We start from the raw sequence: 26,432 nt of genomic DNA, 5'->3' as shown, positions 1-26,432 counted from the left end.
CATTGCCATGAACCACAGCATCGACGCACTCGCGGTCGTCGTCACCGGATTGCTGGTCGGCGTGGAGCTGGCGGTCGCGGTCTTCTTTCACCCGCTCATCGCGCGGCTGCCCGACGACGCCTTCCGCGCGGCGCGCGGCGGCGCCGGCCGGGCGCTCGGCACGACGATGCCGTTCTGGTACGCCGTCGTCCTGCTGTTGCTGGCCTCGCTCGCCATCCAGGAACGCGGTGAGCAGCGCGACTGGCTCTGCGGCGTCGCCGCGGGTCTGATGGCCGCCGTGATACTGCTGACGGTCACCATGCTGGTGCCGATCAACAACCGCATCGCGAAATGGCCGAGCACCGGGGAGGTCTCCCGCGAACTCGCGGCCCGCTGGGACCGACGGCACCGCGTGCGGGTGATCCTGTTGATGGCGGTGTTCGTCCTGCTGGCCCTCGCCGTCACCTGAGCGGTCGCCGAGGCCGCCGTTTTGGCTGATCGGGCGGGCCACGCTATCCTGTTAGCCGATCCACCGAAGACCGTCGGTCACCGAGCAATCGGTTGAAGGTCCGGGAGCATCCCGGCGGCCCACGCAGGAGGACGAGGCATCAGCGCCGGCCCGCGCCGGCGCATCTGCACGCCCCGGCCGCTTCTGCGCCGGGGCGTTCGTCGTTCTGCGGGGGCATCGAGACGACACGTCGCATTGACTTTCACATCAGGAGGTAGGCATGGCCAGGGCTGACAAGGCCACCGCCGTTGCAGACATCGCCGAGCAGTTCAAGGAATCGACCGCGACGCTGATCACGGAGTACCGCGGTCTGACCGTCGCCAACCTGGCCGAGCTGCGGCGCTCGCTCAACGGGGCGGCCACCTACTCGGTGGCCAAGAACACGTTGATCAAGCGGGCGGCTTCGGAGGCCGGGGTCGAGGGGCTCGACGAGCTTTTCGCCGGTCCGACGGCCATCGCATTCGTCACCGGAGAACCGGTCGACGCCGCCAAGGCCATCAAGACCTTCGCCAGGGAACACAAGGCGCTGGTCATCAAGGGCGGCTACATGGACGGCCGTGCGCTCACGGTCGCCGAAGTCGAGCGCATCGCCGACCTCGAGTCGCGCGAGGTGCTGCTGGCCAAGCTGGCCGGCGCGATGAAGGGCAACCTGGCCAAGGCGGCCGGGCTGTTCAACGCCCCGGCCTCGCAGGTCGCCCGGCTGGCGGCCGCCCTGCAAGAGAAGAAGGCCGCTGAAGCTCCGGCAGGCCCCGCCGCTGCTGCGGAACCCGCGGCCGCCGCGGAGCCCGCCGCGGAAGCCACCGCAGAACCCGCTTCGGAAGCGGCCGCCGAGGCGCCGGAAACCCCGGCCGAAGCCGAATAACACCCAACCCCGGAACCTGGGAAACACAAGGAAGGACCCACACCCATGGCAAAGATGTCTACCGACGACCTGCTCGACGCTTTCAAGGAAATGACCCTGCTGGAGCTCTCCGACTTCGTGAAGAAGTTCGAGGAGACCTTCGAGGTCACCGCGGCCGCTCCGGTCGCCGTTGCCGCGGCCGGCCCCGCCGGTGGTGGCGCGCCCGCCGAGGCCGCCGAGGAGCAGTCGGAGTTCGACGTGATCCTCGAGGCCGCCGGTGACAAGAAGATCGGCGTGATCAAGGTGGTCCGCGAGATCGTCTCCGGCCTGGGCCTCAAGGAGGCCAAGGACCTGGTCGACGGCGCGCCCAAGCCGCTGCTGGAGCGGGTGGCCAAGGAGGCCGCCGACGACGCCAGGGCCAAGCTCGAGGCCGCCGGCGCCACCGTCACCGTCAAGTAAGTCACTGCGCGCAAACCCCCGGGATCACCATCCCGGGGGTTTCGTGCGTTCAATCCCTGGCCGACAGCAGCGACTGCGCCAGTCGCTCGGGTGAATCACCAAGGGCGGCAAGCAGATTCATAGTCATCGCACCGAGCACCGGCCCGACCGCCGAGTCGTCGTCACCGTAATAGCCGGCCAACTCCAGCATGACGAACCCGTGGATCAACGCCCAGAACTGGGCCGCGGTGGCCACCACGGACGCATCGTCGTCGGCGGCGCCCACCGTGATCCGGCCGGCCAGCATGCACCGGTGCACACCCCGAACCACGTGCGCGAAGCTGGGGTAGTTCCGCTCGATCTCGGCGACGGTCAGCGTCAGCACATTGTGGACGGGCGCGTTGATGCCGTGCGCGCTGGTGCTGCCGAACATCAGCCGATACATGTGTGGGCGCCTGATCGCGTAGCGGCGGTAGGCCGCGCCGGTGCGAAACAGGTCGGCGACCGGGTCGGCGGTCTGCGGCACCGTCAGTGCCTCGTCGAACTGGCGCAGGCCCTCCTCGGCCACCTCGGCGATCAGCCCCCGCATCCCGCCGAAATGGGTGTAGACCGCCATCGTGGAGGTCCCCGCGGCGCCGGCCACCTTGCGCGTCTGCAGGGCGTCGGGCCCGTGCTCGTCGAGCAGGCCGACCGCAGCGTGCAGCATCTCCGCGCGGACGTCGCGCTGAACACCGGAAGTCATCGTTGCCATCTTCTCATTAAGGGCGTACCGTCCCAATAACGCTGACATAACGATGTTATAGGAGCTCAGCCATGGCGACAACGACTTCCGTCAAGCCCGCTAACCCCTACCTCGAGGACTTCCTGGCGCCGGTGAGCGCGGAAGTCACCGCGCACGATCTGCGCGTCACCGGACGCATCCCCGACCACCTGGACGGGCGCTACCTGCGCAACGGGCCCAACCCGGCCGCCGAGGTGGACCCGGCCGTTTACCACTGGTTCAGCGGCGACGGCATGGTGCACGGCGTGGCGCTGCAGGGCGGGCAGGCCCGCTGGTACCGCAACCGCTGGGTACGCAGCGCATCGGTGTGCCGCACGCTCGGTGAACCGGCGCCAGGACGGCTCGACCCGCGCGCCGGATTGCTGAGCCTGGGGGCCAACACCAGCGTGTTGAGCCATGCCGGGCGGACCCTGGCACTGGTGGAGGGCGGCGTCGCCAACTACGAACTCACCGACGAGTTGGACACCGTTGGAACGTGCGACTTCGACGGCACGCTGGCGGGCGGCTACACCGCGCATCCGCACCGCGACCCACGCACCGGGGAACTGCACGCGATCTCGTACTCGTTCGCGCGCGGACGGACCGTGCAGTACTCGGTGATCGATGCCGCCGGCCGCGCCCGCCGCACGGTGGACATCGAGGTCGGCGGGTCGCCGATGATGCACGACTTCTCGCTGACCGACAAATACGTGGTGATCTACGACCTGCCGGTGACCTTCGATCCGGTGCAGGTGCTACCGCAGAACATGCCGTCCTGGCTGACGCTGCCGGCCCGTCTGGTGCTGCAGTCGCTGATCGGGCGGGTGCGGGTGCCGAGCCCGATCAACGCCAGGATGAACCGTGACGCGCGGCACTCCGACCGGATGCCCTATGCCTGGAACCCGCACTACCCGGCGCGCATCGGGGTCATGCCCCGCGAAGGCGGAAACAAAGACATCCGCTGGTTCGACATTGCGCCCTGCTACGTCTATCACCCACTGAATGCCTACTCCGAGATGCGCGGCGACGCCGAGGTTTTGGTGCTCGACGTGGTGCGCTACGCCCGGATGTTCGACCGCGACCGTCGCGGCCCCGGCGAGAGCACCCCGGTGCTGGACCGCTGGACCATCAACCTCGCCAGCGGTGCGGTCGGCACCGAATGCCGCGACGATCAGTCACAGGAGTTCCCCCGGATCAACGAGGAGTTGCTGGGTGGCCGGCACCGATTCGGCTACACCGTCGGCGCGCAGTTCGCCGGCGGCGGATCCGGACTGTTCAAACACGACTATGCGACGGGCTCGCGCCAGGTTGCGGCCCTCGACCCCGGCCTGTTGCTCGGCGAGATGTGCTTTGTGCCCAACTTCACGGCCCGCGCCGAGGACGACGGCATCCTGATGGGCTTCGGCTATCACCGCGACCTCGACGAAGGCCAATTGCTTTTGCTGGACGCCCAGACGCTCGAACAGGTGGCCACCGTCCATCTGCCGCAGCGGGTGCCGATGGGCTTCCACGGCAACTGGGCGCCCACTGGCTAACCTTCGGCCGGAACGTGCGTCGAATAAGCGGTGCCGCGCGGCCTGGCGGGTGATCTCAACCCGGCCAATTTTTGCCCGCCGTGCTCCGCATCCCTGATGCCGTGTGGCAGGCGTGCGCTACAGTGACTCATGCCACACAAAAGGGCAGGTGGCGGGCACGAGTGTCAACGGAAGGATTTCCCATGGGCGTCGCTATCGAGGTGAATGGACTGACGAAGTCCTTCGGCTCCTCGAGGATTTGGGAAGACGTGACGTTGGAAATCCCCGCCGGGGAAGTCAGCGTCCTGCTGGGGCCATCGGGTACCGGCAAATCGGTCTTCCTGAAGTCCTTGATCGGTTTGTTGCGGCCTGAGCGCGGCTCGGTGGTCATCGACGGCACCGACATCCTGCAGTGCACGGCCAAGGAGCTCTACGAGATCCGCACGCTGTTCGGGGTGATGTTCCAGGATGGCGCCCTGTTCGGTTCGATGAACTTGTTCGACAACGCGGCCTTCCCGCTGCGCGAGCACACCAAGAAGAAGGAAAGCGAGATCCGTGACATCGTCATGGAGAAGCTGACCCTGGTCGGTCTCGGTGGCGACGAGAAGAAGTTCCCCGGCGAGATCTCCGGCGGTATGCGCAAGCGCGCCAGCCTGGCCCGCGCCCTGGTGATGGACCCGCAGATCATCCTGTGCGACGAGCCGGACTCCGGTCTGGACCCGGTCCGTACCGCCTACCTGAGCCAGTTGATCCTCGACATCAACGCCCAGATCGACGCCACGGTGCTGATCGTGACGCACAACATCAACATCGCGCGCACCGTGCCGGACAACATGGGCATGCTGTTCCGCCGCAAGCTGGTCATGTTCGGGCCCCGCGAGGTGCTGCTGACCAGCGACGAGCCCGTGGTGCGGCAGTTCCTCAACGGCCGCCGGATCGGTCCGATCGGCATGTCCGAGGAAAAGGACGAGGCCACCATGGCCGAAGAGCAGGCCGCCCTGGACGCCGGGCAGCATGCCGGCGGTGTCGAGGAGATCGAGGGCGTGCCCCCGCAGATCGTCGCGTCGCCGGGCATGCCGGAGCGCAAGGCCGTCGCCCGCCGCCAGGCCAGGGTGCGCGAGATCTTGCACACCCTGCCGCAGAAGGCGCAAGCCGCGATCATCGACGACATGGAAGGCACCCACAAGTACCGCGCGCACGAGGTCGGCGAGTAGGGCGCGGCGCCGAGTGGGTTTCGCGATAACTCCGCGTAACACACGGCCCGCCCTCTTGACGACGGGCCCTAAACGGGCCAGTCTGTTGGGCAGCATGTATCCAGCGGAAAGTCGAGATGCCAGCCAGCGCCGATGTCCCTGGACCGCTCATGCTGGGGTGTTGAGGAATGCGCCGTCCTGCGCTATTGTTGGACGTTGCGCTGGCTACCTCCTGCCCACCTCACCCGCCACCTGACACCGTGGTCTAAGCCTGAGCCCGATTGCGTGGCTTAGTTCTAGTTGCGCGTGAGATCCGGACAGATCGTCCGCCAGCCGAACCGACAAAATTCGCGGCGAGCTGGCCGGTGGTCCCGGCCTTGGTGAGTCGCACGAGGTGCTGGAAGGATGCATCTTGGCAGATTTCCGCCAGAGCAAGACGGATCGCCCACAAAGTTCCTCTAACGGAAGTTCCTCAAACGGCTCCGTGCCTGGAGCGCCCAACCGAGTTTCCTTCGCCAAGCTCCGCGAACCGCTCGAGGTTCCCGGCCTGCTTGACGTGCAGATCGACTCCTTCGAGTGGTTGATCGGCGCGCCGCGGTGGCGTGAGGCCGCCGCCGCCCGCGGGGACGTGACTCCGGTGGGTGGCCTGGAAGAGGTGCTCTACGAGCTCTCGCCGATCGAGGACTTTTCCGGCTCGATGTCGCTGTCGTTCTCCGACCCGCGTTTCGACGAGGTCAAGGCGCCGGTCGACGAGTGCAAAGACAAGGACATGACGTACGCGGCCCCGCTGTTCGTCACGGCCGAGTTCATCAACAACAACACCGGTGAGATCAAGAGCCAGACGGTCTTCATGGGTGACTTCCCGATGATGACCGAGAAGGGCACCTTCATCATCAACGGGACCGAGCGTGTGGTGGTCAGCCAGCTGGTCCGCTCGCCGGGTGTGTACTTCGACGAGACCATCGACAAGTCCACCGAGAAGCTGCTGCACAGCGTCAAGGTGATTCCGAGCCGCGGTGCGTGGCTGGAGTTCGACGTCGACAAGCGCGACACCGTCGGTGTCCGCATCGACCGCAAGCGCCGCCAGCCGGTCACCGTGCTGCTCAAGGCGCTGGGCTGGACCAACGAGCAGATCACCGAGCGGTTCGGCTTCTCCGAGATCATGATGTCGACGCTGGAGAAGGACAACACCGCCGGCACCGACGAGGCGCTGCTGGACATCTACCGCAAGCTGCGTCCGGGCGAGCCGCCGACCAAGGAGTCCGCGCAGACCCTGCTGGAGAACCTGTTCTTCAAGGAGAAGCGCTACGACCTGGCCCGCGTCGGCCGCTACAAGGTCAACAAGAAGCTGGGCCTGCACACGGGCGAGCCGATCACGTCGTCGACGCTGACCGAGGAAGACGTCGTCGCCACCATCGAATACCTGGTGCGCCTGCACCACGCCCGCACGGATGGCCAGCCCGCTGTCATGACTGTCCCCGGCGGCACCGAGGTGCCGGTGGAGACCGACGACATCGACCACTTCGGCAACCGCCGGCTGCGCACCGTGGGCGAGCTGATCCAGAACCAGATCCGGGTCGGCATGTCGCGGATGGAGCGCGTGGTCCGGGAGCGGATGACCACTCAGGACGTCGAGGCCATCACGCCGCAGACCCTGATCAACATCCGGCCGGTGGTCGCCGCGATTAAGGAGTTCTTCGGCACCAGCCAGCTGTCGCAGTTCATGGACCAGAACAACCCGCTGTCCGGGCTCACCCACAAGCGTCGCCTGTCGGCGCTGGGCCCCGGCGGTCTGTCCCGTGAGCGCGCCGGCCTGGAGGTCCGTGACGTCCACCCGTCGCACTACGGCCGGATGTGCCCGATCGAGACCCCGGAGGGTCCGAACATCGGTCTGATCGGCTCGCTGTCGGTGTACGCCCGGGTCAACCCGTTCGGGTTCATCGAGACGCCCTACCGCAAGGTGGTCGACGGTGTGGTCTCCGACGAGATCCACTACCTGACCGCCGACGAGGAGGACCGCCACGTCGTGGCGCAGGCCAACTCGCCGATCGACGCCGAGGGCCGGTTCGAAGAGTCCCGCGTCCTGGTCCGCCGGAAGGCGGGCGAGGTCGAGTACGTGCCTTCGTCCGAGGTGGACTACATGGACGTGTCGCCGCGCCAGATGGTGTCGGTGGCCACGGCCATGATCCCGTTCCTCGAGCACGACGACGCCAACCGTGCCCTGATGGGCGCCAACATGCAGCGCCAGGCGGTTCCGCTGGTGCGCAGCGAGGCGCCGCTGGTGGGTACCGGCATGGAGCTGCGCGCGGCGATCGACGCCGGCGACGTGGTGGTGGCCGACAAGGCCGGGGTGATCGAGGAGGTCTCCGCCGACTACATCACCGTGATGGCCGACGACGGCACCCGGCACACCTACCGGATGCGCAAGTTCGAGCGGTCCAACCACGGAACCTGCGCCAACCAGTCACCGATCGTCGACGCGGGGGAGCGGGTCGAGGCCGGCCAGGTCATCGCCGACGGTCCCTGCACCGAGAACGGTGAGATGGCCCTGGGCAAGAACCTGCTGGTGGCGATCATGCCGTGGGAAGGTCACAACTACGAGGACGCGATCATCCTGTCCAACCGGCTGGTTGAGGAGGACGTGCTCACCTCGATCCACATCGAGGAGCACGAGATCGACGCCCGCGACACCAAGCTGGGCGCCGAGGAGATCACCCGGGACATCCCGAACGTCTCCGACGAGGTGCTCGCCGACCTGGACGAGCGTGGCATCGTGCGGATCGGCGCCGAGGTTCGCGACGGCGACATCCTGGTCGGCAAGGTCACCCCGAAGGGGGAGACCGAGCTGACCCCGGAGGAGCGGCTGCTGCGCGCGATCTTCGGCGAGAAGGCCCGCGAGGTCCGCGACACCTCACTGAAGGTGCCGCACGGCGAGTCCGGCAAGGTCATCGGCATCCGGGTGTTCTCCCGCGAGGACGACGACGAGCTGCCGGCCGGTGTGAACGAGCTGGTGCGCGTCTATGTGGCCCAGAAGCGCAAGATCTCCGACGGTGACAAGCTCGCCGGACGCCACGGCAACAAGGGCGTCATCGGCAAGATCCTGCCGCAGGAGGACATGCCGTTCCTGCCGGACGGCACGCCGGTGGACATCATCCTGAACACCCACGGTGTGCCGCGACGGATGAACATCGGTCAGATCCTGGAGACCCACCTGGGGTGGGTGGCCAAGTCCGGCTGGAACATCGACGGCTCACCCGAGTGGGCGGCCAACCTGCCCGAGCAGCTGCTGCACGCGCAGCCGAACCAGATCGTGTCGACGCCGGTGTTCGACGGCGCCAAGGAGGAGGAGCTGCAGGGCATGCTGTCCTGCACGCTGCCCAACCGCGACGGCGAAGTCATGGTCGACGGAGACGGCAAGGCGGTGCTGTTCGACGGCCGCAGCGGCGAGCCGTTCCCGTACCCGGTGACCGTCGGCTACATGTACATCATGAAGCTGCACCACCTGGTGGACGACAAGATCCACGCCCGCTCCACCGGTCCGTACTCGATGATCACGCAGCAGCCGCTGGGTGGTAAGGCGCAGTTCGGTGGCCAGCGCTTCGGTGAGATGGAGTGCTGGGCCATGCAGGCCTACGGCGCGGCGTACACGCTGCAGGAGCTGTTGACCATCAAGTCCGACGACACCGTCGGCCGGGTCAAGGTGTACGAGGCGATCGTCAAGGGCGAGAACATCCCGGAGCCGGGCATTCCCGAGTCCTTCAAGGTGTTGCTCAAGGAACTGCAGTCGCTCTGCCTCAACGTCGAGGTGCTCTCCTCGGACGGTGCGGCGATCGAGCTGCGCGAAGGCGAGGACGAAGACCTTGAGCGGGCAGCGGCGAACCTGGGAATCAACCTGTCCCGCAACGAATCCGCGTCTGTTGAGGACCTGGCTTAGCGACAACGCCGCAGCCAGCCTCTTTATTGGTAACTAAACCCGCAAGGGGAAAGGGAGTTACGTGCTCGACGTCAACTTCTTCGATGAACTCCGCATCGGCCTGGCCACCGCGGAGGACATCAGGCAATGGTCTTACGGCGAGGTCAAGAAGCCGGAGACGATCAACTACCGCACGCTGAAGCCGGAGAAGGACGGCCTGTTCTGCGAGAAGATCTTCGGACCGACTCGCGACTGGGAGTGCTACTGCGGCAAGTACAAGCGTGTCCGGTTCAAGGGCATCATCTGTGAGCGCTGTGGCGTCGAGGTGACCCGGGCCAAGGTGCGCCGCGAGCGGATGGGTCACATCGAGCTGGCGGCGCCGGTCACGCACATCTGGTACTTCAAGGGTGTGCCGAGCCGGCTGGGCTACCTGCTCGACCTGGCGCCGAAGGATCTCGAGAAGATCATCTACTTCGCCGCCTACGTCATCACCTCCGTCGACGAGGAGATGCGCCACAACGAGCTCTCCACGCTCGAGGCCGAAATGATGGTGGAGCGCAAGGCCATTGAGGACCAGCGCGACGCCGACCTGGAGGCTCGCGCGCAGAAGCTGGAGGCCGACCTGGCCGAGCTGGAGGCCGAGGGCGCCAAGGCCGACGCGCGCCGCAAGGTCCGTGACGGCGGTGAGCGCGAGATGCGTCAGCTGCGGGACCGGGCCCAGCGCGAGCTGGACCGGCTCGAGGAGATCTGGACCACCTTCACCAAGCTGGCTCCCAAGCAGCTGATCGTGGACGAGAACCTCTACCGCGAGCTGATCGACCGGTTCGGTGAGTACTTCACCGGCGCCATGGGTGCGGAGTCGATCCAGAAGCTGATCGAGAACTTCGACATCGACGCCGAGGCCGAGTCGCTGCGTGACGTCATCAAGAACGGCAAGGGGCAGAAGAAGCTTCGCGCCCTCAAGCGTCTGAAGGTCGTCGCGGCGTTCCAGCAGTCCGGCAACTCCCCGATGGGCATGGTGCTCGACGCGGTGCCGGTGATTCCGCCGGAGCTGCGCCCGATGGTGCAGCTCGACGGTGGCCGGTTCGCCACGTCGGACCTGAACGACCTGTACCGCCGGGTGATCAACCGGAACAACCGCCTCAAGAGGCTGATCGACCTCGGCGCGCCCGAGATCATCGTCAACAACGAGAAGCGGATGCTGCAGGAGTCGGTGGATGCGCTGTTCGACAACGGCCGCCGCGGCCGCCCGGTCACCGGGCCGGGTAACCGCCCGCTGAAGTCGCTGAGCGACCTGCTCAAGGGTAAGCAGGGCCGGTTCCGCCAGAACCTGCTCGGTAAGCGTGTCGACTACTCGGGCCGTTCGGTCATCGTGGTCGGTCCGCAGCTCAAGCTGCACCAGTGCGGTCTGCCCAAGCTGATGGCGCTGGAGCTGTTCAAGCCGTTCGTGATGAAGCGGCTGGTCGACCTCAACCACGCGCAGAACATCAAGAGCGCCAAGCGGATGGTGGAGCGTCAGCGTCCCCAGGTGTGGGATGTCCTCGAAGAGGTCATCGCCGAGCACCCGGTGCTGCTGAACCGCGCGCCCACCCTGCACCGGCTGGGTATCCAGGCCTTCGAACCAATGCTGGTGGAAGGCAAGGCGATCCAGCTGCACCCGCTGGTGTGTGAGGCGTTCAACGCCGACTTCGACGGTGACCAGATGGCGGTGCATCTGCCGCTGAGCGCCGAGGCGCAGGCCGAGGCCCGCATCCTGATGCTGTCGTCCAACAACATCCTGTCGCCCGCGTCGGGCCGCCCGCTGGCCATGCCGCGTCTGGACATGGTGACCGGTCTGTACTACCTCACCACCGAGGTTGACGGCGACAAGGGTGAGTTCAAGCCGGCCGCCAAGGACGAGCCTGAGGTCGGGGTGTACTCCTCGCCGGCCGAGGCGATCATGGCGTCCGACCGTGGCGTGCTGTCGGTGCGGGCCAAGATCAAGGTGCGGCTGACCCAGTTGCGCCCGCCCGCCGACATCGAGGCCGAGCTGTTCGGCGCCAACGGCTGGCAGCCGGGCGACGCCTGGATGGCCGAGACCACTTTGGGTCGTGTGCTTTTCAACGAACTGCTGCCGGTGGGCTACCCGTTCGTGAACAAGCAGATGCACAAGAAGGTGCAGGCGTCGATCATCAACGATCTGGCCGAGCGCTACCCGATGATCGTGGTCGCGCAGACCGTGGACAAGCTCAAGGACGCCGGTTTCTACTGGGCGACCCGCAGCGGTGTCACGGTCTCGATGGCCGACGTGCTCGTCCCGCCGCGGAAGAAGGAGATCCTCGATCAGTACGAGGAGCGGGCCGAGAAGGTCGAAAAGCAGTTCCAGCGTGGTGCTTTGAACCACGACGAGCGCAACGAGGCGCTGGTGGAGATCTGGAAGGAAGCCACCGACGAGGTCGGTCAGGCGCTGCGTGAGCACTACCCGGCCGACAACCCGATCATCACGATCGTGGACTCGGGCGCCACGGGTAACTTCACTCAGACCCGGACGCTGGCCGGCATGAAGGGTCTGGTGACCAACCCGAAGGGTGAGTTCATCCCGCGTCCGGTCAAGTCCTCGTTCCGTGAGGGCCTGACCGTGCTGGAGTACTTCATCAACACGCACGGCGCTCGAAAAGGCTTGGCCGACACCGCGTTGCGTACCGCTGACTCGGGTTACCTGACCCGTCGTCTGGTGGACGTCAGCCAGGACGTCATCGTCCGCGAGCACGACTGCGAGACCGAGCGGGGCATCATCGTCGAGCTGGCCGAGCGTCAGCCGGACGGCACCGTGATCCGCGACCCGTACATCGAAACCTCGGCGTACGCACGGACGCTGGGGGCCGACGCGGTCGACGAGGCCGGCAACGTTGTGGTTCCGCGTGGCGAGGACCTGGGTGACCCGGAGATCGAGGCCCTGCTGGCCGCGGGCATCACCTCGGTCAAGGTGCGCTCGGTGCTGACGTGCACCACCGGTACCGGTGTGTGTGCGACCTGTTACGGACGCTCCATGGCCACCGGGAAGCTGGTCGACATCGGCGAGGCCGTCGGTATCGTCGCGGCGCAGTCCATCGGTGAGCCCGGTACCCAGCTGACCATGCGTACCTTCCACCAGGGTGGTGTCGGTGAGGACATCACCGGCGGTCTGCCCCGCGTGCAGGAGCTGTTCGAGGCCCGCATCCCGCGCGGCAAGGCGCCGATCGCCGACGTCACCGGGCGGGTGCAGCTCGAGGAGGGCGAGCGCTTCTACAAGATCACCATCGTTCCCGACGACGGGAGCGAAGAGGTCGTGTACGACAAGCTCTCCAAGCGGCAGCGGCTGCGGGTCTTCAAGCACGAAGACGGTTCCGAGCGGGTGCTGTCCGACGGCGACCACGTCGAGGTGGGCCAGCAGCTGATGGAAGGCTCGGCCGACCCGCACGAGGTGCTGCGCGTGCAGGGCCCCCGCGAGGTGCAGATCCACCTGGTCCGCGAGGTCCAGGAGGTCTACCGCGCTCAGGGTGTGTCGATCCACGACAAGCACATCGAGGTGATCGTTCGCCAGATGCTGCGCCGCGTCACCATCATCGACTCGGGCTCGACGGAGTTCCTGCCCGGCTCGCTGATCGACCGTGCGGAGTTCGAGGCGGAGAACCGCCGGGTGGTGGCCGAGGGTGGCGAGCCCGCCGCCGGCCGTCCGGTACTGATGGGCATCACGAAGGCGAGCCTCGCCACCGATTCGTGGTTGAGTGCGGCGTCGTTCCAGGAGACCACGCGAGTGCTGACCGATGCGGCGATCAACTGCCGCAGCGACAAGCTCAACGGTCTGAAGGAGAACGTGATCATCGGAAAGCTGATCCCGGCCGGTACCGGTATCAACCGGTACCGCAACATCCAGGTGCAGCCGACCGAGGAGGCCCGGGCCGCCGCGTACACGATCCCGTCCTACGAGGATCAGTACTACAGCCCGGACTTCGGCCAGGCCACCGGCGCCGCGGTGCCGCTGGACGACTACGGCTACTCGGATTACCGGTAGTAAGCAACGAAAAAGCCCCGGGTTTTCGCCCGGGGCTTTTTCATGCCCGGCGCTCCCCGTGCTTGCCCCGCACTTACCGCGCCGAACGTGAAGGTAACTGCCCACTCGGCGACGAGCGTGAAACTAACTTCACGCCCGCGGTCGACGCTCGCGGCGTCGGCGCCCGTCACTAGACTGGCCGACGTGCTCATCGGTTCACACGTCCGCAACGACGACCCGCTGGCCGCCGCGCAAGCCGACGGCGCCGACGTGGTGCAGTTCTTCCTCGGCAACCCGCAGAGCTGGAAGAAGCCCAAACCCCGCGACGATGCCGAGGCGCTCAAGGCGGCTACCGTGCCGCTCTACGTCCATGCGCCGTACCTCATCAACGTCGCCTCGGCGAACAACCGCATCCGGATCCCGTCCCGCAAAATCTTGCAGGACACCTGCGATGCGGCCTCGGACATCAACGCGACGGCGGTCATCGTGCACGGCGGCCACGCCGACGACGACGACATGGAAGCCGGCTTCCAGCGGTGGGTCAAGGCACTGGACTACCTGGACACGGACGTGCCCGTGTATCTGGAAAACACCGCCGGCGGCGACCATGCAATGGCCCGCCATTTCGACACCATCGGCAAACTGTGGGACCACATCGGCGACAAGGGAATTGGCTTCTGCCTGGACACCTGTCACGCCTGGGCCGCCGGTGAGGCCCTGATCGATGCGGTCGATCGGATCAGGGCGATCACCGGACGCATCGATCTGGTGCACTGCAACGACTCGCGGGACGCGGCAGGCTCCGGGGCCGACCGGCACGCCAACTTCGGCACCGGCCAGATCGACCCGCAGCTGCTCGCCGCGGTAGTCAGGGCCGCCGATGCGCCGGTGATCTGCGAGACGGCCGACGAGGGCCGCAAGGACGACATCGCGTTTCTCCGCGAGCACGCCGAGGGCTGACCCACCCGACTGTTACACCTCTTGTGCAACCGTCGTGGAAATGTAACATTGGTGGCATGCCGGATACCCACGTCGTCACCAACCAGGTCCCGCCCCTGGACAACCACAACCCCGCCAGCTCCGCGGTGCTCATCGAGGCCCTGATCCGCGAGGGCGGACAGTGGGGCCTGGACGAGGTGAACGAGGTGGGCGCGCTGTCGGCCACCCAACAGGCGCAGCGGTGGGGCGAGCTCGCCGATCGCAACCGGCCTGTCCTGCACACCCACGACCGCAACGGACACCGCATCGACGAGGTCGAATACGACCCCGCCTACCACGAACTGATGCGCGCGGCGATCGCCCACGGCATGCACGCCGCGCCGTGGGCCGACGAGCGCCCGGGCGCGCACGTCGTCCGCGCCGCCAAAACATCGGTGTGGACCGTCGAGCCCGGCCACATCTGCCCGATCTCGATGACGTATGCCGTCGTTCCGGCGCTGCGGTTCAACCCGGAGCTGGCCAAGGTGTACGAGCCGCTGCTGACCAGCCGCGAATACGACCCGGAGCTCAGGCCGGCCACCACCAAGCCCGGCATCACCGCCGGCATGTCGATGACCGAGAAACAGGGCGGCTCCGACGTGCGTGCCGGCACCACCGAGGCGACCCCCAACGCCGACGGCACCTACAGCCTGACCGGTCACAAGTGGTTCACCTCGGCGCCGATGTGCGACATCTTCCTGGTGCTGGCCCAGGCGCCGGGCGGGCTGTCCTGCTTCCTGCTGCCCCGGGTGCTGCCCGACGGCACCCGCAACCGGATGTTCCTGCAGCGGCTCAAGGACAAGCTCGGCAACCACGCCAACGCGTCCAGCGAGGTCGAATACGACGGCGCGATCGCGTGGCTGGTGGGCGAGGAAGGGCGCGGCGTGCCCACCATCATCGAGATGGTGAATCTCACCCGGCTGGATTGCACGCTGGGCAGCGCCACCAGCATGCGCACCGGCCTGACCCGGGCGGTCTATCACGCCCAGCATCGAAAGGCGTTCGGCGCCTACCTGATCGACCAACCGCTGATGCGTAACGTGCTGGCCGACCTGGCCGTCGAGGCGGAGGCGGCAACCATGGTCGCGATGCGGATGGCCGGCGCCACCGACAAGGCGGTGCGCGGCGACCAACGAGAGGCGCTGCTGCGCCGGATCGGCCTGGCGGCGAGCAAGTACTGGGTGTGCAAGCGTTCCACGCCGCACGCCGCCGAGGCGCTGGAATGCCTGGGCGGCAACGGCTATGTGGAGGACTCCGGGATGCCGCGGCTGTACCGCGAGGCGCCGCTGATGGGGATCTGGGAGGGATCGGGCAACGTCAGCGCATTGGACACTTTGCGTGCCATGGCAACTCGCCCCGAATGCATCGAGGTGCTGTTCGACGAACTCGCCGAGGGCGCGGGTCAGGACCCGCGGCTGGCCGGCCATGTCGGTCGGCTGCGCGATCAGTTGGGCGACCTGGCGACCATCGCCTACCGCGGCCGCAAGGTGGCCGAAGACATCTGCCTGGCGCTGCAGGGCGCGCTGCTGGTTCGCCACGGCCACCCCGCCGTCGCGGAGGCCTTCCTGACCACCCGCCTCGACCGCCGCTGGGGCGGTGCGTTCGGCACCATGCCGGACGGTCTGGATCTCGCACCGATTCTCGAGCGTGCTCTAGTTAAGGGATGACCCACGCGATCAGGCCGGTCGACTTCGACAACCTCAAAACGATGACCTACCAGGTCACCGATCGGGTTGCGCGGATCACCTTCAACCGGCCGGACAAGGGCAACGCGATCGTCGCGGACACCCCGCTGGAGCTGTCGGCGTTGGTGGAACGCGCCGACCTCGACCCGAATGTGCACGTCATCCTGGTGTCCGGTCGCGGCGAGGGTTTCTGCGCGGGCTTCGACCTGAGTGCCTACGCCGATCGCACCGGCTCGGCCGGCGGCACCGGTGCGTATCAGGGCACCGTGCTGGACGGCAAGACCCAGGCGGTCAACCATCTTGCGGATCAGCCGTGGGACCCGATGATCGACTACCAGATGATGAGTCGCTTCGTGCGAGGCTTCTCCAGCCTCATGCACGCCGACAAGCCGACGGTGGTCAAGATCCACGGCTACTGCGTGGCCGGCGGCACCGACATCGCGCTGCACGCCGACCAGGTGATCGCGGCCGCCGACGCCAAGATCGGCTACCCGCCGACCCGAGTGTGGGGTGTGCCCGCGGCCGGCCTGTGGGCGCATCGGCTGGGCGACCAGCGCGCGAAAAGGCTGTTGTTCACCGGGGATTGCATCACCGGAAAACAGGCCGCCGAGTGGGGTTGGGCGGTCGAGGCGCCGGACCCGGCGGACCTGGACGAGCGCACCGAACGGCTGGTCCAGCGCATCGCCGCGGTGCCGGTCAACCAGCTGATCATGGTCAAACTCGCGCTGAATTCCGCTCTGCTGCAACAGGGTGTGGCGACCAGCCGGATGGTCAGCACGGTGTTCGACGGCGTGGCCCGGCACACGCCCGAGGGCCACGCCTTCGTCGCCGACGCGGTCGAGCACGGCTTCCGAGAGGCGGTGCGGCATCGCGACGAACCGTTCGGTGACCACGGCCGCCGCGCGTCCGGAGTGTAGCTATGCCGGACATGACGGCGCGGTCGGTGGTGCTCAGCGTGCTGCTCGGTGCGCACCCCGCGCACGCGCGCGCCAACGAATTGATCAGGCTCACTTCCGATTTCGGTATCAAGGAGTCGACGCTGCGGGTGGCGCTGACCCGCATGGTCGGTGCCGGTGACCTGATCCGCAGCGCCGACGGCTACCGGCTCTCGGATCGCCTGCTGGCCCGTCAGCGGCGCCAGGACGATGCCATCGACCCGCGCCTGCATCCGTGGAACGGCGAGTGGGTCACGCTCGTGGTGACCGGCGTGGGAAAGGACGCCCGCACCCGCGCGGCGCTGCGAACCACCTTGCACGACAAGCGTTTCGGCGAACTCCGCGAAGGGGTGTGGATGCGCCCCGACAACATCGAGGGCGAGCCCGGCCCCGAGGTCACCGCGCAGGCCAGGGTGCTGCGGGCGCGCGACGACGACCCAGCCGAGCTGGCCGCGCAGCTGTGGGACCTGCCCGCCTGGGCCCAGACCGGCCAGCGGCTGCTCGACGAGATGGCCGCAGCGCCAGACATTCCCGGCCGTTTCCTGGTGGCAGCGGCGACGGTGCGCCACCTGCTCACCGATCCGGTGCTGCCCGACGAGCTGCTGCCGGACGACTGGCCGGGCGCCCGGTTGCGGGCGGCCTATCACGACTTCGCCGCTGAGCTGCTGGCGCGGCGCGAACCACTATTTGCGGAGGCGACATGACTGCACCGGTGCGTATCGAGCGCAACGGCCCGGTGACGACGGTGATCATCGACCGGCCGGCCGCGCGCAACGCGGTCAACCGCCCGACCGCCGCCGCGCTGCACGCCGCGTTCGAGGAGTTCGACCGCGACGACACCGCGTCGGTGGCCGTGCTGTGGGGCGAGGGCGGAACCTTCTGTGCCGGAGCGGATTTGAAGGCCTTCGGCACACCCGACGCCAACGCCGTGCATCGCACCGGCCCCGGGCCGATGGGCCCGACACGGATGGTGCTGTCCAAACCCGTCATCGCCGCGGTCAGCGGCTATGCCGTCGCCGGCGGCCTGGAACTGGCCGTCTGGTGCGACCTGCGGGTGGCCGAGGAGGACGCCGTGTTCGGCGTGTTCTGCCGGCGCTGGGGCGTCCCCCTGATCGACGGCGGCACCGTCCGGCTGCCGCGGCTGATCGGGCACAGCCGCGCGATGGACATGATCCTCACCGGCCGCGCGGTGGCCGCGGACGAAGCTCTGGCCATCGGATTGGCGAATCGGGTTGTCCCCAAAGGGCAGGCGCGCCAAGCCGCCGAGGAACTCGCGGCGCAGTTGGCGGCCCTGCCCCAGCAGTGCCTGCGTTCCGACCGGCTCTCGGCGCTACACCAATGGGGCACAACGGAATCCGACGCGCTCGATTTCGAATTCGCCAGCATCTCCCGGGTGGCGGCGGAGGCGAACGAAGGAGCCGGACGCTTCGCGGCGGGCGCGGGACGGCACGGGGCGCCGGCCGGCTAGTTGCGGGACGGCGCCGGCCGCGTCCGGTCAGCTGCCCTTGTTGATCGTGTTGCTCTGGCCGATCTTGTCGACCTTGGGGTCACCGTCCTTGTAGGTGATGGTGTTGTTCATCCCCAGCACGGTGATTCGGGTGTTGACCTTGTCGAGGGTGATCTTGTTGTTGGTGCCGGTGACGGTGGCCGTCTCGCAGGTACCGGTGATGGTCAGGGTGTTGTCCGAGCCGCCGACGTTCAGCGACTTGCCGCTGGCGCAGTCAAGGGTGGTGGTGGTGCCCATCGATCCGTAATTGATCGTGTTCCCGATCTCGATGGACGCGGTGGTGCTCGCCCCGCCGGTCGTCGGCGCGGCGCCGGCGCTGGTCGTCGCGCTGCTCTTGGTCGTGGTGGTGGTCGTCGAAGATCCCGCCGGCGGGTTGGCCGTCGAGCTGCAGCCGGCCAGCATCAGGGCTGCGGCGGCCGGCGCCACGGCCAGCACGGCCAGGCGCAGCGAGCGGTCACGAAGGTAGGCGGGCATGGTTCCTCGATTCTGGATCGGATGATGTTGTGCTGCGGTGGTTTAGCCCGGCACCTGCTGGAGCCGGTTGGTCATGCCGAGCTCGCGGCCGCGGTCCCACAGGGCCGGCTGACCGCTCTTGTAGAACACCGTCTGGTTGTAGCCGTACACGGTGATGTCGTGCGATACGGAGTCGGCGATGACGGTGTTCGACGAGCCCATCACCGTCACGGCGTAGCAGTTGCCCAGCGCGGTGACGTTGATTCCGGTGCCGTTGACCATCAGCGTGGCGTCGTTGCAGTCGATCGTCTGCTCGATGTCCTGCCCGACGATGTGGGTGTCGCCGTTCTTGGCCCGCGCAACCGGCGGTGCGGCGGCGGTGGCGACGAGGGCGACGACGCAGGTGGCCAGGGACCCGGCGACAGTCGTCCACTTCACTGCGGGGCCCCCTTTGGACGGGTCGGCTGCTCGAAACGAGGCAAGCATGACATTACGTGCATTTGCCACCCCGGTGGGGAGAGTTTATTTCCCTTTGCCGGACGGTCAGACCCCCGCCGGGGCGATTAATTCGCCGGCGGGCGTCAACTAGAGTCATTAGTCAACCGCAACCCGTTCAAGCAATCGAAGGGCGACCTGCCATGGCAGCTCCACCGGACCCGCCATCGGCGGCCGGACGCCAACGCGCGGGGCGGCCCGCCTCCCGTCCGGCCAAGCTGAGCCGGGACGCGATCATCGACGGCGCCCTGACGTTCCTCGATCGCGAGGGCTGGGACGCCCTGACCATCAATGCGCTGGCGATGCAGTTGGGCACCAAGGGACCGTCGCTGTACAACCACGTCGACAGCCTGGAAGACCTGCGGCGCGCGGTGCGGATCCGCGTGATCGACGACATCATCACGATGCTCAACCGGGTCGGCGAGGGCCGCGCCCGCGACGACGCGGTGCTGGTGATGGCGGGCGCCTATCGCAGCTACGCCCACCACCACCCCGGTCGCTACTCGGCCTTCACCCGGATGCCGTTCGGCGGTGACGATCCCGAGTACACGGCCGCGACCCGCGGCGCGGCCGCACCGGTGATCGCCGTGTTGTCCTCGTACGGGCTGGACGGCGAGGCGGCCTTCCACGCGTCGCTGGAGTTCTGGTCCGCCCTGCACGGCTTCGTGTTGCTGGAGATGACCGGGGTGATGGACGACATCGACACCGACGCGTTGTTCTCCGAGATGGTGCTGCGGCTGGCGGCGGGTATGGAAAGGCGCACCGCCGCCGACGGTGCCCGCTACTAATGCAACGTGGCGACCCACTACCAGCGCCGCCGTCGCTTTGACCTGCGAGACCGGCGGCGGGTATTGTGGTTCCTCGTGCCTGGCGGCTTACGGCGCCTGACCGTAAGGAAGTGGATGCCGGGCGAATCCGCGTGTCCACGAAGCATCGGACCTTCTCCGGTGCGCAGCGCATGCGACACACCCGGACGCGGGGTGAAGCGGCCGGACATAACTGCAGTACACAGACTTGAGAACGCTAGAAGTATGCCGAACACGAACACAGAAAGCCGGTAGATGCCAACCATTCAGCAGCTGGTCCGCAAGGGTCGCCGCGACAAGGTCGCCAAGGTCAAGACCGCGGCCCTGAAGGGCAGCCCGCAGCGCCGTGGCGTATGCACCCGCGTGTACACCACCACCCCGAAAAAGCCGAACTCGGCGCTTCGGAAGGTCGCCCGCGTGAAGCTGACGAGCCAGGTTGAGGTCACCGCCTACATCCCCGGCGAGGGCCACAACCTGCAGGAGCACTCGATGGTGCTGGTGCGTGGTGGTCGAGTCAAGGACCTGCCCGGTGTCCGGTACAAGATCATCCGCGGTTCGCTCGACACCCAGGGTGTCAAGAACCGCAAGCAGGCTCGCAGCCGTTACGGCGCCAAGAAGGAGAAGAGCTGATGCCGCGCAAGGGGCCCGCGCCGAAGCGTCCGTTGGTCAACGACCCGGTCTATGGGTCGCAGCTGGTGACGCAGCTGGTGAACAAAGTTCTGCTGGACGGGAAGAAATCGTTGGCCGAACGCATTGTTTATGGAGCGCTTGAAAACGCCCGGGAAAAGACAGGTACCGACCCGGTGATCACGCTCAAGCGCGCAATGGACAACGTCAAGCCCTCCCTCGAGGTGCGCAGCCGCCGCGTCGGTGGCGCTACGTACCAGGTCCCCGTCGAGGTGCGTCCGGATCGCTCCGTGACGCTGGCCCTGCGTTGGTTGGTCAGCTTTTCCAAGCAGCGCCGCGAAAAGACCATGGTCGAGCGGCTGGCCAACGAGATCCTGGACGCCAGCAATGGCCTCGGCGCCGCCGTCAAGCGGCGCGAGGACACCCACAAGATGGCCGAGGCCAACCGCGCCTTCGCGCACTATCGCTGGTAGGGGCCGCAACGGCGCCGTCGGCAGAGTGGCCGGGCGCAAACCGACAGCGAACTAATCAAGCAATCGAAAGAGTGGGAAGACTTCTGTGGCACAGAAGGACGTTCTGACCGACCTGACCAAGGTCCGCAACATCGGCATCATGGCGCACATCGATGCCGGCAAGACGACGACGACCGAGCGCATCCTCTACTACACCGGTATCAGCTACAAGATCGGTGAGGTGCACGACGGCGCTGCCACCATGGACTGGATGGAGCAGGAGCAGGAGCGGGGGATCACCATCACCTCCGCCGCCACCACCTGCTTCTGGAACGACAACCAGATCAACATCATCGACACCCCGGGCCACGTCGACTTCACCGTCGAGGTGGAGCGCAGCCTGCGCGTGCTCGACGGCGCCGTCGCCGTGTTCGACGGCAAGGAAGGTGTCGAGCCGCAGTCCGAGCAGGTGTGGCGGCAGGCCGACAAGTACGACGTCCCCCGCATCTGCTTCGTCAACAAGATGGACAAGATCGGCGCGGACTTCTACTTCTCGGTGCGCACCATGGAGGAGCGCCTGGGCGCCAACGTCATCCCGATCCAGATCCCCGTCGGCTCCGAGGGTGACTTCGAGGGCGTCGTCGACCTGGTCGAGATGAAGGCCAAGGTCTGGAGCGCGGAGGCCAAGCTCGGCGAGAAGTACGACGTCTTGGACTTATCTAGCCTCCCGGCCGACCTGCAGGAGAAGGCCGACGAGTACCGCACCAAGCTGCTCGAGGCCGTCGCCGAGACGGACGAGGCCCTGCTGGACAAGTACCTCGGTGGGGAAGAACTGTCCGTCGACGAGATCAAGGGCGCGATCCGCAAGCTGACCATCAGCTCCGAGGCGTACCCGGTGCTGTGCGGCAGCGCGTTCAAGAACAAGGGCGTTCAGCCCATGCTCGACGCGGTCATCGACTACCTGCCGTCGCCGCTGGACGTTCCGCCCGCTGAGGGTCACGTCCCCGGCAAGGAGGACGAGCTGATCACGCGCAAGCCGTCGACGGACGAGCCGTTCTCGGCGCTGGCGTTCAAGGTCGCCACGCACCCGTTCTTCGGCAAGCTGACCTACGTCCGGGTGTACTCGGGCAAGGTTGACTCCGGCTCGCAGGTCATCAACTCCACGAAGGGCAAGAAGGAGCGGCTGGGCAAGCTGTTCCAGATGCACTCCAACAAGGAGAACCCGGTGGAGACGGCGTCGGCCGGCCACATCTACGCGGTGATCGGGCTCAAGGACACCACCACCGGTGACACCCTGAGCGACCCGAACCAGCAGATCGTGCTGGAGTCGATGACCTTCCCCGACCCGGTCATCGAGGTGGCCATCGAGCCCAAGACCAAGAGCGACCAGGAGAAGCTGTCCCTGTCGATCCAGAAACTGGCCGAAGAGGACCCGACGTTCAAGGTGCACTTGGATCAGGAGACCGGCCAGACCGTGATCGGCGGCATGGGCGAGCTGCACCTGGACATCCTGGTGGACCGGATGCGCCGCGAGTTCAAGGTCGAGGCCAACGTCGGCAAGCCGCAGGTGGCCTACAAGGAGACCATCAAGCGGGCCGCGCAGAACGTCGAGTTCACCCACAAGAAGCAGACGGGCGGCTCTGGCCAGTTCGCCAAGGTGATCATCAACCTGGAACCGTTCGTCGGTGAAGACGGCGCGACCTACGAGTTCGAGAACAAGGTCACCGGTGGACGCATCCCGCGTGAGTACATCCCGTCGGTGGACGCCGGGGCCCAGGACGCGATGCAGTACGGCGTGCTGGCCGGCTATCCGCTGGTGAACTTGAAGGTCACCTTGCTCGACGGCGCCTTCCACGAGGTCGACTCGTCGGAGATGGCGTTCAAGATCGCCGGATCCCAGGTGCTGAAAAAGGCTGCGCAGCAAGCACAGCCGGTCATTCTGGAACCGATCATGGCCGTCGAGGTCACCACGCCCGAGGACTACATGGGCGACGTGATCGGCGACTTGAACTCCCGCCGTGGCCAGATCCAGGCCATGGAGGAGCGGAGCGGTGCGCGCGTGGTCAAGGCGCACGTGCCGCTGTCGGAGATGTTCGGCTACGTCGGCGACCTGCGGTCCAAGACCCAAGGCCGGGCGAACTACTCCATGGTCTTCGACTCCTACGCCGAAGTGCCGGCGAACGTGTCCAAGGAGATCATCGCGAAGGCGACGGGCCAGTAAGCCTCAGGCCGGAGTAATCTTGCCGGGTCATTGGCATGCCTTGGGCGCGGCACAACTGAAAACACCAACACTGCTTTAACAAGCACCAACTAGTCCAGGAGGACACAGAAGTGGCGAAGGCGAAGTTCGAGCGGACGAAGCCGCACGTCAACATCGGGACCATTGGTCACGTTGACCACGGCAAGACCACGCTGACCGCGGCTATCACCAAGGTTCTGCATGACAAGTACCCCAACCTGAACGAGTCCCGCGCGTTCGATCAGATCGACAACGCTCCCGAGGAGCGTCAGCGCGGTATCACGATCAACATCTCCCACGTGGAGTACCAGACCGAGAAGCGTCACTACGCCCACGTGGACGCCCCGGGTCACGCCGACTACATCAAGAACATGATCACCGGTGCGGCCCAGATGGACGGCGCCATCCTGGTGGTCGCCGCCACCGACGGCCCGATGCCGCAGACCCGTGAGCACGTGCTGCTGGCCCGTCAGGTCGGCGTGCCCTACATCCTGGTCGCGCTGAACAAGGCCGACATGGTCGACGACGAGGAGCTGCTCGAGCTCGTCGAGATGGAGGTCCGCGAACTGCTGGCCGCCCAGGAGTTCGACGAGGACGCCCCGGTCGTGCGCGTCTCGGCGCTCAAGGCGCTCGAGGGCGACGCCAAGTGGGTCGAGTCCGTCGAGCAGCTGATGGATGCCGTCGACGAGTCGATCCCGGACCCGGTCCGCGAGACGGAGAAGCCGTTCCTGATGCCCGTCGAGGACGTCTTCACCATCACCGGTCGTGGCACCGTGGTGACCGGTCGCGTCGAGCGCGGCATCATCAACGTCAACGAAGAGGTCGAGATCGTCGGTATCAAGCCGACCAGCACCAAGACCACCGTCACCGGTGTGGAGATGTTCCGCAAGCTGCTCGACCAGGGTCAGGCCGGCGACAACGTCGGGCTGTTGCTGCGCGGTATCAAGCGTGAGGACGTCGAGCGCGGTCAGGTCGTGACCAAGCCCGGCACCACCACCCCGCACACCGAGTTCGAGGGCCAGGTCTACATCCTGTCCAAGGACGAGGGTGGCCGGCACACGCCGTTCTTCAACAACTACCGTCCGCAGTTCTACTTCCGGACCACCGACGTGACCGGTGTGGTGACGCTGCCGGAGGGCACCGAAATGGTGATGCCCGGTGACAACACCAACATCTCGGTGAAGCTGATCCAGCCCGTCGCCATGGACGACGGTCTGCGGTTCGCGATCCGTGAGGGTGGCCGCACCGTCGGCGCCGGCCGGGTCGTCAAGATCATCAAGTAGTTCGAACCACCGCAAAGCCCGGATTGCCGACTCGGCAATCCGGGCTTTGTGTTCGGGCCCGCCCCCGCCCGGAGCAACGCGCGGAGAAAACATGCGGCGGCGGCGACGCCTGGTTTAGGATTTACTCACAATTCTCCTGACCGTCGCGTTGCGGGAGGTGCCGATGTCGTTCGTTCAAGCGACGCCCGAATTCGTCGCGGCTGCCGCCGGGGATTTAGCCAGGATCGGGTCGACGATCAGTTCTGCCAACACCGCCGCATTCGGTCCGACATCGAGCGTGCTGGCCCCCGGCGCCGACGAGGTGTCCGTGAGCATCGCCGCACTTTTCGACGCACACTCCCAGGTCTATCAGGCGCTCAGCGCCCAGGCGGCCGCGTTCCACAGCCAGTTCGTGCAGCTGATGAACGGCGGCGCGGCGCAATATGCCTTCGCCGAGGCCGCCAACACGTCGCCGCTGCAGACCGCGGCGGGCCCGGCGTCGATGGCCGCGCAGGTGCCGGCGGTGAGCGCCGGCGCCGTGGGTACATCCGCTCCGACCGCGCCCGCGGGACCGCTGGCCGCGGCGGTGGCACCTGCCGCGGCCGCGGTGACTCCCGCACCGGCCGGCACGCCGGTCGCGGCGGCGCCGGCGGGATCGGCGACGCTGGCCTCGGCCACCACGCCGGCCGGCGCGGCGCGGGTGGCGATGCCGGCCTATGCTCCGGCCAGTTCGCCGGCCCCCGTCCAACCGCTGCCTTCGACGCCGGGCGGCACCCCCGTGGCGCCGATGCAGACCGCGGTGCCGACGCAGACCGCTCCGGCCCCGACGATGCCGGTGTCGGCGCGAACCGCTCCACCCGCCGCGGCGCAGCCGGCACACCCGGCACAACCGGCCGGCGCCCCGGTCAAGCGGGTGCCGATCGTGCCTTCCGAACCGGTATAGGCGACCGGACCCCGAGGAGGGGCAGGTGTTAGCGCGCTACCTGAAGGCTCAGTTGGTCGTCTTGCTGTGCGGCGGGCTGGTCGGACCGATCTTCTTGATCGTGTACTTCACGCTCGGGCTCGACAGTCTGCTGCGGTGGATGTTCTACGCCGGCCTGCTGATCACCGTTGCCGACGTGTTGGTCGCGCTGGCGTTGGCGAATTACGGGGCCAAGTCGTCGGCCAAGGTGGCCGCGCTCGAGCAGAACGGGGTGCTGGCGCTCGCCGGAATCACCGGGATCACCGAGACGGGGACATGGGTGAACAACCAGCAGGTGGTCAAGGTGCACCTGCACATCGCCGGTCCCGGGCTGCTGCCGTTCGACAGCGAGGACCGGGTGATCGCCAGCGTCACCCGGCTGGGTAACCTCAACGCCCGCAAGGTGGTGGTCCTGGTCAACCCCACCACCAGTGAATACCGGATCGACTGGGAGCGAAGCGCTTTGGTCAACGGCCTGGTGCCCGCGCAGTTCACGGTGGCCGAGGACAACAAGACCTATGACCTCAGCGGGCAGGCGGGCCCGTTGATGGAGATCCTGCAGATCCTCAAGGCCAACAACATCGCGCTCAACCAGATGGTCGACATCCGGTCGAACCCGGCGCTGCGGGCCCAGATCCAGGCGGTGGTGCGCCGGGCGGTCGACCAGCAGGCCCCGGCCGCGCAGCCGGCCCAGGTCGTCACCTCGCCGGAAGCGTCGATCGCGACGCGACTGCAGGAGCTGACGAACCTGCACGCCAGCGGGGCGTTGACCGACGCCGAGTACACCAGCCGGCGGGCGGCGATCATCGCCGAAATCTGACCAGCCCGGTCACCAACACCGGGTGAATTAGAACACGTTTCAGTTGCGCTGCTA

22 protein-coding genes are annotated in these 26,432 nt (G+C 67.0%); 19 read left to right on the top strand and 3 right to left on the bottom strand.

Annotated elements, in window-relative coordinates:
- Nucleotides 1-7 precede the first annotated feature (7 nt).
- From ACIUM1_RS10470 to rplL, 3 genes are all read left to right on the top strand, one after another.
- Nucleotides 8-448: a DUF1772 domain-containing protein gene (locus ACIUM1_RS10470; RefSeq protein ID WP_406817089.1), complete on the top strand. Its 441-nt coding sequence runs from the start codon at nucleotides 8-10 to the stop codon at nucleotides 446-448.
- A gap of 259 nt (nucleotides 449-707) precedes the next feature.
- Complete coding sequence (gene rplJ, locus ACIUM1_RS10465) at nucleotides 708-1,349, top strand: 50S ribosomal protein L10 (RefSeq protein ID WP_406817088.1); 642 nt, start codon at nucleotides 708-710, stop codon at nucleotides 1,347-1,349.
- 45 nt (nucleotides 1,350-1,394) lie between these two features.
- Nucleotides 1,395-1,787, top strand: a complete 393-nt coding sequence (gene rplL, locus ACIUM1_RS10460; protein ID WP_406817087.1) for a 50S ribosomal protein L7/L12 — start codon at nucleotides 1,395-1,397, stop codon at nucleotides 1,785-1,787.
- A 49-nt stretch (nucleotides 1,788-1,836) separates the two neighbouring features.
- Here rplL and ACIUM1_RS10455 read toward each other — a convergent pair whose 3' ends face one another.
- On the bottom strand, nucleotides 1,837-2,508 hold the full coding sequence (locus ACIUM1_RS10455) for a TetR/AcrR family transcriptional regulator (RefSeq protein WP_406817086.1): 672 nt from the start codon (nucleotides 2,506-2,508) through the stop codon (nucleotides 1,837-1,839).
- 71 nt (nucleotides 2,509-2,579) lie between these two features.
- Between ACIUM1_RS10455 and ACIUM1_RS10450 the strand changes: the two genes are divergently transcribed.
- From ACIUM1_RS10450 to ACIUM1_RS10410, 9 genes are all read left to right on the top strand, one after another.
- Nucleotides 2,580-4,061, top strand: coding sequence for a carotenoid oxygenase family protein (locus ACIUM1_RS10450; RefSeq protein ID WP_406817085.1), 1,482 nt, complete (start codon nucleotides 2,580-2,582; stop codon nucleotides 4,059-4,061).
- A gap of 182 nt (nucleotides 4,062-4,243) precedes the next feature.
- Nucleotides 4,244-5,254, top strand: coding sequence for an ABC transporter ATP-binding protein (locus tag ACIUM1_RS10445; protein WP_406817084.1), 1,011 nt, complete (start codon nucleotides 4,244-4,246; stop codon nucleotides 5,252-5,254).
- 391 nt (nucleotides 5,255-5,645) lie between these two features.
- Nucleotides 5,646-9,167 carry a DNA-directed RNA polymerase subunit beta gene (locus ACIUM1_RS10440; RefSeq protein WP_406817083.1) on the top strand — a complete coding sequence of 1,174 codons (3,522 nt, stop codon included), beginning with the start codon at nucleotides 5,646-5,648 and terminating at the stop codon, nucleotides 9,165-9,167.
- A 61-nt stretch (nucleotides 9,168-9,228) separates the two neighbouring features.
- Complete coding sequence (locus ACIUM1_RS10435) at nucleotides 9,229-13,179, top strand: DNA-directed RNA polymerase subunit beta' (RefSeq protein WP_406817082.1); 3,951 nt, start codon at nucleotides 9,229-9,231, stop codon at nucleotides 13,177-13,179.
- Between the two features lie 183 nt (nucleotides 13,180-13,362).
- Complete coding sequence (locus tag ACIUM1_RS10430) at nucleotides 13,363-14,118, top strand: deoxyribonuclease IV (protein ID WP_406817081.1); 756 nt, start codon at nucleotides 13,363-13,365, stop codon at nucleotides 14,116-14,118.
- Between the two features lie 56 nt (nucleotides 14,119-14,174).
- Nucleotides 14,175-15,803, top strand: a complete 1,629-nt coding sequence (locus ACIUM1_RS10425) for an acyl-CoA dehydrogenase family protein (RefSeq protein ID WP_406817080.1) — start codon at nucleotides 14,175-14,177, stop codon at nucleotides 15,801-15,803.
- Nucleotides 15,800-16,738, top strand: coding sequence for a crotonase/enoyl-CoA hydratase family protein (locus ACIUM1_RS10420; RefSeq protein ID WP_406817079.1), 939 nt, complete (start codon nucleotides 15,800-15,802; stop codon nucleotides 16,736-16,738). Before ACIUM1_RS10425 ends, ACIUM1_RS10420 begins: the two co-directional genes overlap by 4 nt.
- Before the next feature lie 2 nt (nucleotides 16,739-16,740).
- Nucleotides 16,741-17,460, top strand: coding sequence for a PaaX family transcriptional regulator C-terminal domain-containing protein (locus ACIUM1_RS10415; RefSeq protein WP_406817078.1), 720 nt, complete (start codon nucleotides 16,741-16,743; stop codon nucleotides 17,458-17,460).
- The gene (locus tag ACIUM1_RS10410; protein WP_406817077.1) at nucleotides 17,457-18,224 is read left to right on the top strand and encodes a crotonase/enoyl-CoA hydratase family protein; all 768 of its coding nucleotides are present in this window, start codon (nucleotides 17,457-17,459) and stop codon (nucleotides 18,222-18,224) included. Before ACIUM1_RS10415 ends, ACIUM1_RS10410 begins: the two co-directional genes overlap by 4 nt.
- A gap of 27 nt (nucleotides 18,225-18,251) precedes the next feature.
- Here ACIUM1_RS10410 and ACIUM1_RS10405 read toward each other — a convergent pair whose 3' ends face one another.
- Nucleotides 18,252-18,737: a DUF3060 domain-containing protein gene (locus ACIUM1_RS10405; protein ID WP_406817076.1), complete on the bottom strand. Its 486-nt coding sequence runs from the start codon at nucleotides 18,735-18,737 to the stop codon at nucleotides 18,252-18,254.
- A 42-nt stretch (nucleotides 18,738-18,779) separates the two neighbouring features.
- Entirely contained in the window at nucleotides 18,780-19,154 is a 375-nt protein-coding gene (locus tag ACIUM1_RS10400) for a DUF3060 domain-containing protein (RefSeq protein ID WP_406817075.1), read from the bottom strand.
- Nucleotides 19,155-19,354: 200 nt separating this feature from the next.
- On the opposite strand from ACIUM1_RS10400, the gene ACIUM1_RS10395 reads away from it, so the two are divergent.
- From ACIUM1_RS10395 to ACIUM1_RS10365, 7 genes are all read left to right on the top strand, one after another.
- A complete protein-coding gene (locus tag ACIUM1_RS10395; RefSeq protein WP_406817074.1) occupies nucleotides 19,355-19,999 on the top strand; it encodes a TetR/AcrR family transcriptional regulator in 645 nt (214 codons plus the stop codon).
- A 273-nt stretch (nucleotides 20,000-20,272) separates the two neighbouring features.
- On the top strand, nucleotides 20,273-20,647 hold the full coding sequence (rpsL, locus tag ACIUM1_RS10390) for a 30S ribosomal protein S12 (protein ID WP_007767794.1): 375 nt from the start codon (nucleotides 20,273-20,275) through the stop codon (nucleotides 20,645-20,647).
- Nucleotides 20,647-21,117: a 30S ribosomal protein S7 gene (rpsG, locus tag ACIUM1_RS10385; protein WP_007767793.1), complete on the top strand. Its 471-nt coding sequence runs from the start codon at nucleotides 20,647-20,649 to the stop codon at nucleotides 21,115-21,117. Before rpsL ends, rpsG begins: the two co-directional genes overlap by 1 nt.
- A gap of 85 nt (nucleotides 21,118-21,202) precedes the next feature.
- A complete protein-coding gene (gene fusA, locus ACIUM1_RS10380) occupies nucleotides 21,203-23,317 on the top strand; it encodes an elongation factor G (RefSeq protein WP_406817073.1) in 2,115 nt (704 codons plus the stop codon).
- Between the two features lie 110 nt (nucleotides 23,318-23,427).
- Entirely contained in the window at nucleotides 23,428-24,618 is a 1,191-nt protein-coding gene (gene tuf / locus ACIUM1_RS10375) for an elongation factor Tu (protein WP_406817072.1), read from the top strand.
- Nucleotides 24,619-24,781: 163 nt separating this feature from the next.
- The gene (locus ACIUM1_RS10370) at nucleotides 24,782-25,540 is read left to right on the top strand and encodes a PE family protein (RefSeq protein WP_406817071.1); all 759 of its coding nucleotides are present in this window, start codon (nucleotides 24,782-24,784) and stop codon (nucleotides 25,538-25,540) included.
- A gap of 25 nt (nucleotides 25,541-25,565) precedes the next feature.
- On the top strand, nucleotides 25,566-26,378 hold the full coding sequence (locus ACIUM1_RS10365) for an SHOCT domain-containing protein (RefSeq protein ID WP_406817070.1): 813 nt from the start codon (nucleotides 25,566-25,568) through the stop codon (nucleotides 26,376-26,378).
- Nucleotides 26,379-26,432: the final 54 nt, after the last annotated feature.

Origin of the sequence: Mycobacterium sp. M23085, assembly GCF_045343915.1 — a bacterium.
Lineage (GTDB): Bacteria > Actinomycetota > Actinomycetes > Mycobacteriales > Mycobacteriaceae > Mycobacterium.
The sequence above is the reverse complement of the archived record's forward strand: the minus strand, read 5'-3'. Positions and strand labels throughout refer to the sequence as shown.